12 protein-coding genes are annotated in these 15,469 nt (G+C 72.9%); 4 read left to right on the top strand and 8 right to left on the bottom strand.

Translation table 11 applies throughout. From position 1 onward, the window contains the following. Positions 1–100 precede the first annotated feature (100 nt). Genes G127AT_RS05775 through G127AT_RS05760 form a run of 4 tightly spaced genes read right to left on the bottom strand, consistent with a single transcriptional unit; the run spans position 101 to position 4,853 of the window. Positions 101–805 (bottom strand): ABC transporter ATP-binding protein, encoded by a 705-nt coding sequence (locus G127AT_RS05775; RefSeq protein WP_210900964.1) that lies wholly within the window; start codon positions 803–805, stop codon positions 101–103. Then, positions 802–2,772 carry a branched-chain amino acid ABC transporter ATP-binding protein/permease gene (locus G127AT_RS05770; RefSeq protein ID WP_210900963.1) on the bottom strand — a complete coding sequence of 657 codons (1,971 nt, stop codon included), beginning with the start codon at positions 2,770–2,772 and terminating at the stop codon, positions 802–804. Before G127AT_RS05770 ends, G127AT_RS05775 begins: the two co-directional genes overlap by 4 nt. A gap of 1 nt (position 2,773) precedes the next feature. Next, a complete protein-coding gene (locus tag G127AT_RS05765) occupies positions 2,774–3,643 on the bottom strand; it encodes a branched-chain amino acid ABC transporter permease (protein ID WP_210900961.1) in 870 nt (289 codons plus the stop codon). A gap of 22 nt (positions 3,644–3,665) precedes the next feature. Continuing rightward, a complete protein-coding gene (locus G127AT_RS05760; RefSeq protein WP_210900959.1) occupies positions 3,666–4,853 on the bottom strand; it encodes an ABC transporter substrate-binding protein in 1,188 nt (395 codons plus the stop codon). A 292-nt stretch (positions 4,854–5,145) separates the two neighbouring features. On the opposite strand from G127AT_RS05760, the gene G127AT_RS05755 reads away from it, so the two are divergent. After that, positions 5,146–6,012, top strand: a complete 867-nt coding sequence (locus G127AT_RS05755) for a sulfurtransferase (RefSeq protein WP_210900957.1) — start codon at positions 5,146–5,148, stop codon at positions 6,010–6,012. Between the two features lie 525 nt (positions 6,013–6,537). Here G127AT_RS05755 and G127AT_RS05750 read toward each other — a convergent pair. Continuing rightward, on the bottom strand, positions 6,538–7,440 hold the full coding sequence (locus G127AT_RS05750) for a hypothetical protein (protein ID WP_210900955.1): 903 nt from the start codon (positions 7,438–7,440) through the stop codon (positions 6,538–6,540). A 447-nt stretch (positions 7,441–7,887) separates the two neighbouring features. Between G127AT_RS05750 and G127AT_RS05745 the strand changes: the two genes are divergently transcribed. After that, positions 7,888–8,850, top strand: a complete 963-nt coding sequence (locus G127AT_RS05745) for an FKBP-type peptidyl-prolyl cis-trans isomerase (protein WP_210900952.1) — start codon at positions 7,888–7,890, stop codon at positions 8,848–8,850. A gap of 427 nt (positions 8,851–9,277) precedes the next feature. Here G127AT_RS05745 and G127AT_RS05740 read toward each other — a convergent pair whose 3' ends face one another. After that, on the bottom strand, positions 9,278–10,135 hold the full coding sequence (locus tag G127AT_RS05740) for an energy-coupling factor transporter transmembrane component T family protein (RefSeq protein ID WP_210902246.1): 858 nt from the start codon (positions 10,133–10,135) through the stop codon (positions 9,278–9,280). Beyond that, the gene (locus tag G127AT_RS05735; protein WP_210900950.1) at positions 10,132–12,075 is read right to left on the bottom strand and encodes an ABC transporter ATP-binding protein; all 1,944 of its coding nucleotides are present in this window, start codon (positions 12,073–12,075) and stop codon (positions 10,132–10,134) included. Before G127AT_RS05735 ends, G127AT_RS05740 begins: the two co-directional genes overlap by 4 nt. A gap of 135 nt (positions 12,076–12,210) precedes the next feature. Here G127AT_RS05735 and G127AT_RS05730 point away from each other — a divergent pair, with 135 nt between their 5' ends. Continuing rightward, on the top strand, positions 12,211–12,627 hold the full coding sequence (locus G127AT_RS05730; RefSeq protein ID WP_210900948.1) for a transferase: 417 nt from the start codon (positions 12,211–12,213) through the stop codon (positions 12,625–12,627). A gap of 47 nt (positions 12,628–12,674) precedes the next feature. Here G127AT_RS05730 and G127AT_RS05725 read toward each other — a convergent pair whose 3' ends face one another. After that, a complete protein-coding gene (locus G127AT_RS05725; protein WP_210900946.1) occupies positions 12,675–13,727 on the bottom strand; it encodes an LLM class flavin-dependent oxidoreductase in 1,053 nt (350 codons plus the stop codon). Positions 13,728–13,948: 221 nt separating this feature from the next. On the opposite strand from G127AT_RS05725, the gene G127AT_RS05720 reads away from it, so the two are divergent. Continuing rightward, a complete protein-coding gene (locus G127AT_RS05720; RefSeq protein ID WP_210900944.1) occupies positions 13,949–15,301 on the top strand; it encodes a DUF4407 domain-containing protein in 1,353 nt (450 codons plus the stop codon). Positions 15,302–15,469 lie beyond the last annotated feature (168 nt).

Genomic DNA, 15,469 nt, shown 5'->3' with positions numbered 1-15,469 from the left:
GATCATGTACGTCGAGTACAGGCCCGCGCGGAACTCATTCGTGGGGGTGCGGATGCCGGGGCGCCCTGAAGGGGGCGGGGCGCCCCGGCATCCGGGTCGGTCAGGCGGCGGCGCCGCCGAGGTAGGCGTTGCGGACCTCGGGCAGCTCCACGAGCTCGGCCGGGGTGCCCTCGAGGACGACGCGGCCGCGCTGCATGACGACCGCCCGGTCGGCGATGCCGAAGGAGGCGCGCACGTTCTGCTCGACGAGCAGAACCGCAAGGCCCTGGTCGCGCAGGCGCCCGAGCACCCGCATGATCTCGGCGACGACCTTGGGGGCCAGGCCGATCGACGGTTCGTCGAGCATGATCGCCTTCGGCGCCGCCATGAGGCCGCGGCCGATCGCCACCATCTGCTGCTCGCCGCCGGAGAGGGTGCCGGCCGCCTGGTTCAGACGGGGCTCCAGCCGCGGGAACAGCTCGAGCACTGCGGCCTCGTCGCCCTTGCCGCCGCGCGCCCAGGCGCCCAGCATGAGGTTGTCGCGCACGGTGAGGGTCGGGAAGCAGAGGCGGTTCTCGGGCACGTGGGTGAGCCCGAGCGACGCCATCCGCTCGGTCGGCTTGCCGGTGATGTCGGTCCCGTCGATCTTCACCGAGCCCGCGGTCGGCCGGATGAGGCCGTTGACCGCGCGCAGCAGCGTCGTCTTGCCGGCGCCGTTCGCGCCGACGACGGTGAGGATCTCGCCGGCGTCCACGCCGAGCGACACGTCGTGCAGCACCCCGAGCTTGCCGTACCCGGCGTGCAGGCCGGACACTTCGAGCATCATGCCTGCTCCTCCAGTTCCATGAGTTCGGCCTCGGCCTCTTCGGCATCCGTGCCGAGGTAGGCGACGATGACCTTCGGGTCGTTGCGGACGGTCTCCGGGTCGCCGTGGGCGATGAGCACGCCGTCGTCGAGCACCGCGACGGTGTCGGCGAGCGACATGACCTGGGCGACGTCGTGCTCGACGAGCACGATCGTGAGCCCCGCGTCCCGCAGACGCCGCAGCAGGGCGGCGAGCATGTCGCGTTCCTTCCCCGACAGGCCCGCCATCGGCTCGTCGAGCAGCAGCAGCGCCGGCTCGGAGGCGAGCGCACGGCAGACCTCCATCATGCGCTGCCGGCCGAAGGGCAGATCGCTCGCGCCCGAGCCGGCGACGTCGCCGAGGCGCATCGCCTCGAGCACCTCGCGGGCGATCTCCTCGTGCGCGTACTGCTCGCGCCCCTGCAGGCCGAGCATGCCGCGGACGATGCCGGCGCGGCCCTTGCGGTAGCGGCCCATGTACACGTTGCCGACGACGTCGGTCGAGGCGAACACCTGCAGGTTCTGGAAGGTGCGGGTGAGGCCCTTCAGCGCGCCCACGTGCGGCTTCCTGCCCTGGATCTCCTCGCCGAGGAAGCGCACGGTGCCCGCGGTCGGGGCGATCGCGCCCGAGATCATGTTGAAGCACGTCGTCTTGCCGGCGCCGTTCGGGCCGATGAGGCCCATGATCTTCCCGGCCGGAACCGTGAAGCCCACGTCGTCGACGGCGACGACGCCGCCGTAGCGCTTCGTGAGGCCGGCGACCTCGAGGATGGGTTCGCCGACGGCCAGCGGTGTCGACACGGCAGGCAGGGGCGTGTCGGGGGTGGATGCCGCGGGCGCGGCATCCGTCGCGCCGCCCGCATCGGGCGCGGTCGACACCGCCGCCGCGGAGGGCGCGGGTTCGGGGGAGGGGGCCGCACCGGCATCCACTCGCGAACCCCGATGCCGGATGGCCCGCCACGCCGACATGACCGCCTGGTACAGGCCGCCCGGCAACAGGATGATCACGAGCACCAGCACGAGGCCGTAGCCGATCAGCTGGACCTCGCCGGTGGCACCCGGGATGAGCGCCGGGATGAGGTCGCGCAGGCCCTCCGAGAGGAGCTCCACGATGAACGCGCCCGCCACGGCGCCCCACACCGAACCGAGGCCGCCGATGACGACCATCAGCAGGATCTCGACCGAGACGTGGAACTCGGCGACCTGCGGCGAGACGATCTGCACCTGGTAGGCGTAGAACACGCCTCCGAGGCCGGCGAACGCCGCCGACAGCACGAAGACCTTCAGCCGCAGGATGTAGGTGTTCACCCCGAGCGACTCGGCGGCCAGCTCGGAGTCGTTCACCGCCGACAGGGCGCGGCCCGCACGCGAACGCGTGAGGTTCAGCGCGAGCACCAGCGCGATCAGCACGAACGGCGCCACGAACCAGAAGAAGAAGCCGTTGTTGTCGATCGGGATGCCGAACACCTCGGGCCGGCCGAAGCCGTAGATGCCCGTCGTGCGGCCCGTGAAGTCCCACTCGCGCACCGCGATCATCACGATGAAACCGAGACCCAGGGTCGCCAGGGCGAGGAAGTGGCCGCGCAGGCGCAGCATCGGCAGGCCCACGAGCAGGGCGGCGAGCATCGCCGCGACGACGCCGCCGATCGCGGCGACCGGGCCCGGCATGTCGAACTTCGACAGCAGGATCGCATGCGTGTACGCGCCGATCGCGAAGAACGACGCCTGGCCGAGGCTGACCTGTCCGGCCAGGCCCATGAGCAGGCTCAGACCGATCGCCGGCAGGGCGAAGATGAGCGTGAACACGGCGATGTTCATGAGCGAGGAGCTCGCCACGAACGGCAGCGCGAGGATCCCGACCGCGAGCAGCACGATGCCGATGATCGTGTTGCGGTTGTTCGGCCAGAAACCCGTGCGCGACGGGACGGTGGACTTGTTGAGGAGCGACACGTCAGACCCTCACGGCGTTCGGGCGCAGCACGAGGCCCGCCGGGCGGATGATGAGCACGAGGATGAGGATGAAGAACGCGACCGCGTCCTTCAGGCCGCTCGCGACGTACCCGGCGACGTAGGACTCGATGACGCCGAGGAGCAGGGCGCCGACGATCGCCGCGCGGAACGAGGTGAGCCCGCCGAGCACGGCCGCCACGAAGCCCTTCAGGCCGAGCAGCAGGCCGCCCGACCAGAGCGAGAGGTAGATGGGGGAGGAGACGACGCCCGCCGCGGCGCCGGCGAACCCGGCGACGGCGAACGCGATGATCGAGGCCACCGCCGGCGAGATGCCGACGATGCGGGCCGCGACCGGCTGCTCGGCGCTCGCGCGGAGCGCCTTGCCCCAGCGGGTCTTCTCGTAGAAGAGCAGGATGCCGCCGCCGACGACGACGAGCGCGCCGAGCATCCACAGCTCCTGCGCGCGGATGCTGACCCCGCCGAGCATGAGGTCCTCGCCGCCGAACGCCGGCAGGCGCTTGCCCTCGGCACCCCAGACGAGCAGCATGATCGCCTGCATCAGGGTCGAGACGCCGAGCGTGAGGATGATCGATACGAGCGTCGTGAGGTGCTTGACGCGGGAGATCACGAGCCGTTCGACGAGGATCGAGGCGGCGGTGACGGAGACGAGCGCGACGAGGATCGCGACGGGCAGCGGGAGGCCGGCGCTGAGGAGCGAGATGCTCCCCAGGCCGGCCAGCGTCGCGAAGTCGCCCTGGGCGATGTTCACGACGTGCCGCACCGTGTAGGTGGCGATGAGGCCGACCGCGAGCAGGGCGTATACGGAGCCCTGCGACAGGCCGGCGACCGTCAGTTGGAGGAAATCGGTCACGGTGCGGTGTTCCCTAGGTGCGTTACTTGACGAGGTTCCAGCGGCCGTCGCGACCCTCGGCGAGGATGAGCGCGTCGGTCGAGAGGCCCGAGTGGTCCTCGGCGGTCATGTTGAACACGCCCGAGACGCCGACGAGGCCCGTCGTGCCCTCGATCGCGTCGCGGAGCGCCTCGGGGTCGGTGCCGGCCTCTTCGAGCGCGGCGATCGCGACCTGCCAGGCGTCGTAGGCGTGGCCGGCGAAGCTCGACGGCGCGTCGCCGTAGGCCTCGGTGTAGTCGGCGACGAACTGCTCGATGACCTCCTTCTGGGGGTCGTCGGCGGACAGCTGGTCGTGCACGAGCAGGCGGCCCATCGGGGCGATGACGCCCGTGGCGGCGTCGCCGGCGGCCTCGAAGAACGCGGCGTTGGCGACGCCGTGCGACTGGTAGACGGGCTTGCCGACGCCGAGCTGGGCGTAGGCGGCCTGCGCGAGGCCGGCCGAGGGGGTGATGCCCCAGATGACGACCGCGTCGGAGTCGGTGCCGCGCAGGTTCGTCATCTGCGCGGTGAAGTCGGTCGCGCTCGGCTCGAAGGCTTCGACCTTGCCGAGCTCGATGCCGCGCTCGGCGCCGAGCTCGGTGATGATCTCGGCGATGCCCTCGCCGAAGCCGGTCGCGTCGCGGGCGAGGTCGACCTTCTTGTAGCCCTTTGCCTTCGCGTCGTCGAGCATGACCTCGAGCACGACGAGGTCGTTCTGGGCGGTCTTGAAGAGCCATTCGCTGCCGTCGACGATCGAGGCGTTGGCGGCGACGGAGATCGTCGGGATCTTGGCGGCCTCGGCGATGGGGCGCATCGCGAGCGAGGGGCCGGTGCGGCTCGCGCCGATCAGCAGGTCGACGTCCTCGTTCTCGATGAGCTCGCTGGTCGCCTTGGCGGCGCCGTCTTCGGTGGACTGGTTGTCCTTGATGATGAGCTCGACCTCGCGGCCGTCGATGCCGCCGGCTTCTTCGAGCTGCTCGGCGAGCATCTTGAGCGTGTTCTGCTCGGGCACGCCGAGGTTCGCGCCGACGCCGGTGATGTCGAGCACGGCGCCGATCTTGATGGGGCCCTCGTCGTCGCCCTTCGCTGCATCGCCGCCGCCGAAGTTGGAGGAGGAGCAGCCGGTGAGGGCGAGTGCGAAGGTCGCCGCCGCAGCGGCAGGGATGAGCAGACGGCGGTGTGCGCGTTGCATGTGAACTCTCCTTTGAGCCCGGTTCGGGTTCTCGTCACTGAGTCGCCGGCATCGGATTTGGTGACCGAACATTCGGTCACTATTACCGGCTGAGACGACGATAGAGTGCGCGGATGCGCGCCGCAAGCCGACGTTATGCAACCGATGCATGATCCGTGCACACCCGCGTCATCGCCGCGTCACGTGGCGGTTCGCCGCCACCCCGCGTTCGGGGGTGGATGCCTCGGGTCGGCCCTCGGGGTGAGCGTGTCTTCCGCGTGTGGATGCCGCGGCTCGGTGCGATGATCGGGGCATGCCCATCCTCATCCGGCCCGACGAGCTCGCCGCGCGCATCGCCGCCGGAACCGCGCCCCGCATCCTCGACGTGCGCTGGTCGCTCACCGCGAGCCGCGCCGGGGCGGGGGCGCCCGTCGGCCGCGACGCCTACCTCGCCGGCCACCTGCCCGGCGCCGTCTTCGTCGACCTCGAACGCGAACTGGCCGGTTCCGGCCCGGCCGGCGAGGGACGGCATCCGCTTCCGGGCGAAGCCGATTTCACCGCCGCCATGCGCCGCTGGGGTCTGGCCGACGGCGACGAGATCGTCGTCATGGACGACCTCGGCAACCAGTCGGCCGCACGCGCCTGGTGGTTGCTGCGGCACGCGGGGCAGGAGCGGGTGCGGATGCTGGACGGCGGCCTGGCCGCATGGCGCGACGCGGGGCATCCGCTCGAGACCGGCGACGTCGCCCCGGCCCCGGGCACCGCGACCGCGCAATTCGGCGCCATGCCCGTCATCGCCCTCGACGAGGTCGCCGCGGCCGCCGCCGACGGACTGCTGCTGGACGCGCGCGCCGGCGAGCGGTACCGGGGCGAGACCGAACCCGTCGATCCCGTCGCCGGCCACATCCCGGGCGCCGTGTCGGCGCCGACCGCCGCGAACCTCGACGAGACGGGGCGGTTCCTGCCCGCCGAGGTGCTGCGCGAACGCTTCGAACGCCTCGGGGTCCGGGCGGATGCCGGCATCGCCGCCTACTGCGGATCCGGCGTGACCGCGGCGCACGAGATCGCCGCCCTCGCCATCGCCGGCTTCGACGCGGCGCTGTTCCCCGGCTCCTGGAGCGCCTGGTCGAACCACCCGGAGCTGCCCGTCGCGACCGGCCCCGACCCCGGCGCGGCGTAGCCGCTCCGTCGCTCCCGCCGCGCCGGTGCTCCCCGCTCCCGCCGCGCCGGTGCTCCCCGCTCCTTCTGCGCAATGCAGGAGTGCGCGCGTGTCGCGGGGCGTTCTGCCGCATGGCGGGTGCGACACGCCGTGCGCGTTCCTGCATTGCGCAGGATTCGGGCCCTGACGGTCTGGTGCGGCGGCGTGGGTGCGGCGGGTCCCCGAGCGGTGGCCTGGGTGCGGCGGTCGCCGCGTGGCGGGCATCCACTGCGCAATGCAGGAGTGCGCGCGTGTCGCGGGGCGTTCTGCCGCATGGCGGGTGCGACACGCCGTGCGCGTTCCTGCATTGCGCAGAGAATCGGTGCGGGTGCGGGTGCGGGTGGATGCCCCGGGTTGCGGACGGCGGGTGGATGCCCCGGGTTGCGGACGGCGGGTGGATGCCCCGGGTTGCGGACGGCGGGTGGATGCCCCGGGTTGCGGACGGCGGGTGGATGCTCCGGGCCGCGGGCCGCGGGCCGCGGTCAGCGGTGGATGCCGGCGCGGCGCTCAGGCCGGGCGGCGCGCCGCGGCGATGAGCATCGTCAGGTCGAGGCTGCGGATGCCCTGATCGGCGAGGGCCGCATCGAAGCGGGACCGCGCCTGGGGGAGATCGTCGGCGGCGACCTCGAAGGCGGCGACCATGCCGGTGCGTTCGGCGAGTGCCCAGGCGGCATCCGCACCCGACGCCCCGTCGAGCTCGAAGCGGCGCGGAACCGCCTCGGCGCGCACCTGCGCGAGTCCGAGCTCGCCGAGCGCGAAGGCGAACGATCCGGCGGTGTCGGCGCCCTCGATGACCGGGGTGATATCGGCCGGGTCCTCGACGGGCGTATCGCCCGTCTGCACCGGCGCGAGGGCGCCGAAGACGAGGGCGGGCAGCGGTTCGAGCGCACCGCGCGCCCACACCGCGAGCACGAGCCGGCCGCCGGGTCGGACGAGATCGGCGAGCCGTTCGGCCTCCTCTTCCGCATCGCCGCCGGCCTGCACGGCATCCGGGATCCCGAGCACCGACTGCACGAGGTCGTACCCGGGCTCGCCGGCCACACGGTCGATGCGCGTCAGCGTGAGCGACTCGGCGGCCTCGGCCGCCTCGGCGACGCCTTCTGAGAGCACTCGTTCGCCGAAGGCCGGCCGGCTGCGCACGAGCACGGCGTCGGCGATGCCCTCGCGGAGGACGGCGCCGAGCGGGTGCGGCCGGGCCGGCGTCGGGGCCGGCGGGGCATCCGCTCCGGTTGTCTCATCGGGTGCGGATCCGGCATCCGCCTCCGAAGCGCCGTCGGTCGCCTCGACGGCATCCGTCTCCCCCGAAGCGGCCTCGCCCGCGGCATCCGCACCCGTCGTCGGCACGTCGGTCTCGCTGGTATGCACCGGCGCCTCCCCCTCGGGGTCGCCGGAATCGTCCCCCATCCCCATGCGCCCCATTGTGCCGCGATCCGGCGCCCGTGCGAAACCCGCCGCGCCCGGGCATCCACTCGCCCCGCCCCATCGAGACGACGATTCTTGCGGGAATGCCGCCGTCCGTTCCCGCAAAGCGTGTCGTCTCGGCGAGTGGATGCCGGGGCGCCCCGCATCAAGAGGGCGCCGCACCACGCGGGCACCTCCATCTCCTTCCGGGGGTCGAATCCCGCCACGATTCCGCCGAAATGGCACCGAAGGTGGCGGGATTCGACCCCCGCAAGGGGTGGTGGAGTGCGAGCCCGGCGGGGGGCAGGGGATGTGCAGGGAAGGAGGATGAGTTCGCGAGCGCGCGCGGGGTGGATGCCGCTGCACCCCGAACGGGGCGCGCCGCGCAGGTTCAGGGAACGCGTAGGCGCGAGCGGCAGACTGGGCGGACGCCTACGACGAACGGATATCCGACTCATGACTCGTGCTTTCCGCCGCGGCGCGCCCCTCGCGCTCGCCGCAGCAACCGCCCTTCTCCTCGCCGGATGCGCCGGCGGCGGGGATCCGGAGCCGAGCGAGACCGCCTCCGCCGAGGCCTGCCCGACGGCGAAGCCCGGTGAGGCGAGCGATGCCGTGAAGGTCTCGGGCGAGATCGGCGCCGAACCGAAGGTCGAGTTCACGGCCCCGGTCACGGTCGAAGAGACGCAGCGCACCGTCGTCACCGAGGGCGACGGCGATGAGACGGTCGCCGGCGACCAGGTCAGCGCGCAGATCAGCCTCTACAACGCGACCTCGGGCGAGCAGGTCTTCACCGATCGCGGCACCCTCACCTCGGGCGATTCGCAGCTCATGCCCGCGTTCCTCTCCGGCATCGATTGCATCGCGGTCGGGTCGCGCGTCGTGACCGTCGTGCCGCCCGCCGAGCTCTACGGCGAGACCGGCAACGAGAGCCTCGGCTTCGCCGGCGAGGACTCGGCCGTGATCGTGACCGACATCGTCGAGATCGTCCAGCCGCCGAAGGCGAAGGAGTGGACCGAGAACGTCCCGAAGGTCGAGAAGGGCGACGACGGTGTGCCGAAGGTCACGATCCCGAAGGCCGACCCCTCACCCGAACTCGAGCTCAAGGTTCTGAAGGAGGGTGACGGGGAGGCCGTCGAGGCCGGCGGCCAGGTCACGGTCGACTATCAGGGCACGAGCTGGAACACCGGCGAGGTCTTCGACCAGTCCTTCGACAAGACCGAGGACCCGCAGCCCTTCTCGACGAACGGGCTCATCCCCGGATTCACTGCGGCGCTCGTCGGGCAGAAGGTCGGCACGCAGCTGATCGTCACGATCCCGCCGGAGTACGCCTACGGCGAGGAGGGCGGCGAGCACGAGCTGGCCGGCCAGACCCTCGTCTTCTACGTCGAGATCCTCGACACGGCGCCGGCAGCGGGCTGAGTTTCGGCGAGTGGATGCCGGCGCGCGCCCCGTGAGCGGGTGCGCCCCGGCATCCACTCGCTGCGTGCGCCCGCACCGCGTGCGGTCGGTCTGCGCTCCCCGAACCCCACCGCGCCCTGCCGCGCTCTGCCGCGCCCTGCCGCGCTCTTGCGCAATGCAGGAGTGCGCGCGTGTCGCGGGGGCTTCTGCCGTATGGGCGCGGCGACACGCCGTGCGCGTTCCTGCATTGCGCAGAAGTGAGCGCGCAGGACTGGAGCGCGCAGGACTGGAGTGCGCAGAAGTGAGCGCGCAGGACTGGAGTGCGCAGAAGTGAGCGCGCAGGACTGGAGCGCGCAGGACTGGAGTGCGCAGAAGTGAGTGCGCAGGACTGGAGTGAGCAGGAGCAGGAGCAGGAACAGCAGCGGGAGCGGGAGCGGGAGCGGGAGCCTCAGGCGATGGATGCCGCGAGCCACCAGACGGCGACGCTCGCCGCCCAGAACAGGGCGATGAAGACCCAGTCGCGGGTCCGCCACGGGACCGGGTGCCGTTCGGTGCGCGTCGGGTGCGCGCCGAACGCGCGGGCGTCCATCGCGAGGGCGACGCGTTCGGCGTGCCGGATGGCGCTGGCCAGAAGCGGCACCGCGTAGCCGAACCAGCGCCGCACGGCGGCGGCGGGGCCGCGCCCGGCATCCGTTCCGCGCACCCGGTGGGCGGCCCGGATGACCTCGAGCTCGTGCCCGAAGCGCGGCACGAAGCGATACGCGGCGAGCGCGGTGTATCCGATCCGGTACGGCACGCGGAGCGTCTGCACCGCGGCGCGCACGAGCTCCGGCCCGGTCGCGGTCATCCCGGCGATCAGGGCGAGCACGAGCAGGGCGGCCAGGCGCGCGGCCGTCGCGAGGCCGACGAGGTACATCGCGGCAGTGAAGCGGAGATCGCCGATGCGGGCGAGCACGACATCCGCCCCTGGCACGTCGCCGACGCGCGCCGGGTCGACCCAGACGCCGATCGTGATCCCGAGGAGGGCGGCGACGAGCGGGATGCCGACGACGAGCGCGAGCCCGATGCGCCACGGCATCCGCGCCCCCGAGAACAGCACGAGGAGCCCGAACACGGCGAACGCCGCGGGAACGGCGATGCCGTCCGAGAACACGACCGCGACCATCACCGGAAGCGGCGCAGCCAACTTGGCGACGGGGTTCAGATGGTGCAGCCAGCGCCAGGCGGGTTCGCGGTCGGGCGCGAAGGGGTCGACGGGCGTGCCCGCGTCGGCGGCGCGCACGGCGGCCTGCTCGCCGGCGGTCACGAGGCGCCTCCGGCGGGGTCGGGGGTGGATGCCGTGGCGCCGCGCTCCGCGGGCGCGGGCGCGCCGGGCGCGGCGCCGGGGGCGCCGGGTGCGAATGCCGCCGAGCCGGATCCTGCGGCCGTGGCGCCGCGACCGGGCAGCTGCGCCATGCGGGTGACCGCGCGCCATCCGGGGTGCCGGGCGAGGGCGCGGGTCGCGCGGGCGAGCGGCGGGGGCCGGAGCCCGGCATCCACGATCGCCGGGCCCGCGAGCACCTCCTCGGCCGGCCCGTGGGCGGTCAGCCGCCCGCCTTGCATGACGGCGATATGGGTGGCGTGCTCGGCGACGAGCTGCAGGTCGTGGGTGACGACGATGACGGTGGTGCCGGCGCGGTTCAGTTCGGTGAGGATGTCGAGGAGCTCGGCGGCGCGCTGCCGATCCTGCCCGAAGGTGGGTTCGTCGAGGGCGAGCACGGGGGCTCCGGCGATGAGCGCGGTGCCGACCGACAGGCGGCGCTTCTGCCCGCCGGACAGCAGGAACGGGTGCCGGTCGCGTTCGGCCTCGAGCCCGAAGCGGCGGAGCATCGCGTCGACGCGGGCGGTGCGGGCATCCACCCCCTGGATGCGCAGGCCGTGATCCAGTTCGTCGGCCACGCGGTGGGTGATGAACTGGTGCTCCGGGTTCTGGAACACGAAACCGATGCGGCGGGCCAGCTCGCGCGGCGGCGTGCGGGCGGGGTCGGCGCCCTGCACCGAGACCGTTCCGGGCGGCGGCGGCACGACGCCCGCGATCGCCTGCAGCAGGCTCGTCTTGCCCGCGCCGTTCGCGCCGACGATCGCGAGGAACGACCCGGCCGGCACGTCGAGGGAGACGTCGTGCACGACCTCGCGGCCGCGCCGGCCGCCGCGTCGCACCGAGAGCCCGCGCACGGCGACGGCGGGGGTGGATGCGACTGCGCCCGGGGCGGATGCGGCGGCGTCGCCGGATGGGCCGGATGCGCCGGGTGCGGATGCGGCGGCGTCGCCGGATGCGCCGGATCCGGCCGCGTCGCCGGGTGCGGATGCTGCGCCGGCGCCCCCTGCGGCACCCGGCAGCGCCGGCAGCACCGGCTGCGCATCCAGGGCCGCGGCGAGCTCGGCGGGGGTGAGCGGCAGCGGGTCGATCGGCACCCCGGCATCCACCAGGCGGATCGCCGCGAGCGTCGAGACCGGCAGCCAGACGCCGAGAGTCAGCAGCTCGCGGGCGCGGCCGGCGAGCACCTCGCGCGCCGGGCCGTCGAAGGCGAGCCGGCCGGCGGCGTCGAGCACGATCACCCGGTCGACGATCGCCGCGGCGGCATCGAGCGAATGCTCGACGAGCACGATCGCCCGCCCCTCGTCGGCGGCGAGGCCGGCGAGCACGGCGTAGACCTCTTCGACCCCGGCCGGGTCGAGATTCGCGGTGGGCTCGTCGAGGACGAGCAGCGGTGCCTCCATCGCGAGCGCGCAGGCGATCGCGAGGCGCTGCCGCCCGCCGCCGGAGAGCCGGTCCGGGTTCTCGCCGCGCCGCTCCCAGAGGCCGACGCGCCGAAGCGCCCGTTCGGCGCGCTCGCGGACCTCGGCGACCGGCACCAGCTGGTTCTCGGGGGCGAAGCACACCTCGTCGAGCACGGTTCCGGTGACGATCTGCGCATCCGGATCCTGGAACACCATCGCCGCATGCTCGGCCAGCCGGCCGACGGGGGTGGATGCCGTGTCGAGCCCCGCGAGCCGGACGGTGCCCGTGAGGCTCGCCGGAACATCGTGCGGCACCAGGCCGTCGAGGGCGAGCGCGAGCGTCGACTTGCCCGATCCGCTCGGCCCGAGGAGGAGGACCACCTCGCCTGCGCGCACGGTGAACGACACGTCATGCGGGGTGTCGCGCTCCGCCCCGGCATGGCGGATGCTCACATCCTCGAGCTCGAGGAGGGGGCCGTCGGTCATTAGGCAAGCCTAAGCTGTGCGACCCCGGCTCGCCCGGAATACCGCGGCCCCCGACCGCGTTGCACATGTTTCGGGGAGTGCATCCGACACCGATCCCGGCCCCCGGATCGAGGCGCCCCCGAGAGAGGAGACCCGATGGGCATCAGCTATGTCGAATTCGAAGACGACGCCGGCGTCCTGCAGCGCTACCGCAAGCACGTGAACGGCCGCGGCCTCGTCGCCACGACCGCCAAGGTCGACCCCACCGCGTTTATCGACAAGACCGCCTACGTCGACCCCGGAGCCCAGGTGCACCGCCACGCCCACATCGGCCCCGGCGGGTGGATCGACCGCGACGCGGTCGTCGCCGAACGCGCCGTCGTCGGCGTCAACGCCCATGTCGGCCGCCGCGCCGTCGTCGGCCGCAGCGCCGAAGTCGGCTCGCACGCCGAGATCGGCGCCGACGCGAAGGTCCACAACGGCGCCCGCGTCGCCCGCGACACCGTCGTGGAAGCCGGCTCCGCCGTCGAACCGAGCGTCAGCGACCTGCGCAGATTGGGCCTCGCGGCGTAACCTGCGGCGCCCGCCGGACGGCCGGCTGCGGATGCCGCGGCGCGACCCTACCGGCGCGCGGCGAGCGCCCCGGCGAGCAGCTCGAGGGTCTGCTCGCGGCCCGGCGTCGCATCCGCCGGCTCGGATGCGTAGGAGCCGGCGACCGGCGCGACCATGACCTCGTCGACGCCGGTGCGTTCGGCGAAGCGGGCGAGTTCGTCGGCGGCGGATGCCGGATCGGCGACGATCCACCGCGACGCCATCGCGCGCATGATCGGCTCCGCATCGGAGTCCGCCGGTGCCGCGAGGGCCTCGTCGACCGTCTCGAGGGCGTGCATCGGCCGCCCGAGGCGCAGCCTCGCCATCGACCGCTGCTGCGGCAGGGCGCGCTCGCGCGCCTCCTCCGCCGTCGGCGCGACGACCGCGTTCAGGGTGAGGAAGGTGCGCGGCTCGGGGTGCGCCTCGCTCGGCCGGTACCCGCCGCGATACAGCGCGAGGGCCTGCTCGAGCCCCTCGCCCGAGAAATGGTTCGCGAACACGTACGGCAGCCCGAGCTCGGCCGCGAGCCTCGCCGAATAGTCGCTCGAGCCCAGCAGCCACACCGGCGGGGCGGCGCTCGCCGCAGGCGTCGCATGCACCTCGTACTCGCGGCCGCTCGTCAGGCGCAGCGTCGCGCCCTCCGGCGAGAGCAGCGCGAGGATGTCGGAGACATGGTCGGGGAAATGCTCGACATCGGCCGTCGGGCCAGACACGCGCAACAGCTGCGTGACCACCGGGTCGCTGCCCGGCGCCCGGCCGATGCCGAGGTCCACGCGGCCCGGCGCGATCGCCTCCAGCGCCGCGAACTGCTCGGCGACGACGAGCGGCGCATGGTTCGGCAGCATCACCCCGCCCGAACCGACGCGGATCCGCTCGGTCTGCGCGGCGATCGCCGCCGCCAGCACCGGCGGCGTCGTCGACGCCACCGCCGGCATGTTGTGATGCTCGGCGAACCAGTAGCGGGTGAAGCCGAGGCGGTCCGCGAGCCGGGCGAGGCGCGCGGATGCCGCGACGGCACCCCCAGAGCTCTGCCCGCTGCGCACGGGAACGAGGTCGAGAACGGAGAGCGCGGGAATCGTCACCTCGAATGCAACCGGCGGCGGCGCCCGCTTGTTCCCGGCGGTCCGGCATCCACCGCGAACACGGGCTCGGCGCCCGCGGCATCCACCGCGAACACGGACTCAGGGCGGATATGGGGGATACCCCCCAGTGACTCCGCCAGCCGCGAGGGGTATCGTTGCGCCTCTGGGGTGAATCGGGCACGTCCCGCCCCCGAGAACGTCCGCTTCGGGGGGAGAGACGGATGAGCCGCATCGGCGACACGCTCACCACGCTCGGCGGTGCCCGGGCCGAGGTGCTCGAACGCGCACCGGGCGACCGGCAACGCTACCTGGCGATGGGCCTCGTGCTGCTGACGACCGCGGCCGTCTCGGCCGCATCCGCCTCGTTCGCGCTCGCCATGGCGCTCTCCGCACCGCTGCCCGTCGCGATCCTCATCGGCATCTGCTGGGGCGGGATCATCCTCGCCATCGACCGGATGCTCGTCGTCGGCCTCTCACGGCAGCCGAGCGCCTGGGCGAACGTGCTCCTCGGGCTGCCGCGCGTCGCACTCGCCCTCGTCATCGGCGTCGTCGTCGCGACCCCGCTCACCCTGCAGATCTTCGACCGCGAGATCAACGCCGAAGTGCAGCTCATGAACCAGGAGGCCAAGCAGGCCTTCGAAGAGAAGCTCGCCACCGACCCGCGCTACACGCGGATCCCCGAACTCCAGGCATCCATCGCCGAACTCCGCACCACCATCGCCGACGGCGGCCGCACCCCCGTCGACGACGACCCCGACGTGGCCGCGGCCGCCGAGGCCGTCACCGCCGCACAGGCCGCCTACGACGAAGCCAACCGGGTCTGGGTGTCGGAACTCGACGGCACCGAAGGCACCGGCATCGTCGGCGACGGCCCCATCACCCAGTCCAAGAAGCTCGACCGCGACGGCAAACTCGCCGCCCTCGAAACCGCCAAGGCCGCCCTGGCCGACGCCCGTGCCGCCGCCGAAGCACGCATCGAAGACGAATCGGCGACCACCGTCGCCCAGGCGACGGCCGACCTCGAGACGCAGACCGCCCAACTCGCATCCATCACCGCGGCCCGCGACGCCGAAGCGGCCACCTTCGACACCGCGGCAGACGAATCCGGCGGCATGCTCGCCCGCCTCGAAGCCCTCGGCCGCATCGGCGACCGCAACGCCATGCTCGGCTTCGCACACCTCATGATCGCGCTGCTGTTCGTCTGCATCGAGCTCATGCCCGTGCTCATGAAAACCCTGCAGAACCTCATGCGGCCCACCGCCTACGAGCAGATCTCCGGCATCGGCGACGGCGTGCTCGTCGAGAACGCCCGCAACCGCGCCGAACAGGAGATGCGCCTCGTCAAACAGGAGACCCTGCCCCGGCTCGACCTCGCCGAATACCGCGCCGAACTCCGCCGCGAATCCGGCCGCCGCGTCAGCGAGGCCTACGTCGCCAAACAGGAGACCGCCGAACTCGAAGCCGTCGACGAATGGGCCGAGCAGCGCGCCCCCTTCATCGCCGCCCGCACCCTGCGCGACTGGGAACGCGAGACCGACACCGTGCCCGTCTCGATCGAAGGCCGCCGCGACTGAGCCCGCGAGGGGATGCCCGGGCGCGCCCGCCCCGGGCGGCGGGCAGCGGCATCCACTCGGGGCAACCGCCGCCGGCACTCAGAAAGCTCCCATTCCGCGGCACGCGCGAGCGGCCTAGGCTGGGTGGACGAGGGCGACGACGATGTCGCCGGATGCCGGATCACTCGA

The organism is Agromyces archimandritae (assembly GCF_018024495.1).
In the GTDB taxonomy this organism is placed as follows: Bacteria; Actinomycetota; Actinomycetes; order Actinomycetales; family Microbacteriaceae; genus Agromyces; species Agromyces archimandritae.
This window is presented reverse-complemented; position numbering and strand designations above follow the sequence as displayed.

Excerpts from the sequence above, each read along its gene's own strand:
- G127AT_RS05755 (WP_210900957.1), top strand. The coding sequence starts at position 5,146 with ATGCCCATCCTCATCCGGCCCGACGAGCTCGCCGCGCGCATCGCCGCC.
- G127AT_RS05735 (WP_210900950.1), bottom strand. The coding sequence starts at position 12,075 with ATGACCGACGGCCCCCTCCTCGAGCTCGAGGATGTGAGCATCCGCCAT.
- G127AT_RS05760 (WP_210900959.1), bottom strand. The coding sequence starts at position 4,853 with ATGCAACGCGCACACCGCCGTCTGCTCATCCCTGCCGCTGCGGCGGCG.
- G127AT_RS05730 (WP_210900948.1), top strand. The coding sequence starts at position 12,211 with ATGGGCATCAGCTATGTCGAATTCGAAGACGACGCCGGCGTCCTGCAG.
- G127AT_RS05720 (WP_210900944.1), top strand. The coding sequence starts at position 13,949 with ATGAGCCGCATCGGCGACACGCTCACCACGCTCGGCGGTGCCCGGGCC.
- G127AT_RS05775 (WP_210900964.1), bottom strand. The coding sequence starts at position 805 with ATGATGCTCGAAGTGTCCGGCCTGCACGCCGGGTACGGCAAGCTCGGG.
- G127AT_RS05745 (WP_210900952.1), top strand. The coding sequence starts at position 7,888 with ATGACTCGTGCTTTCCGCCGCGGCGCGCCCCTCGCGCTCGCCGCAGCA.
- G127AT_RS05750 (WP_210900955.1), bottom strand. The coding sequence starts at position 7,440 with ATGGGGATGGGGGACGATTCCGGCGACCCCGAGGGGGAGGCGCCGGTG.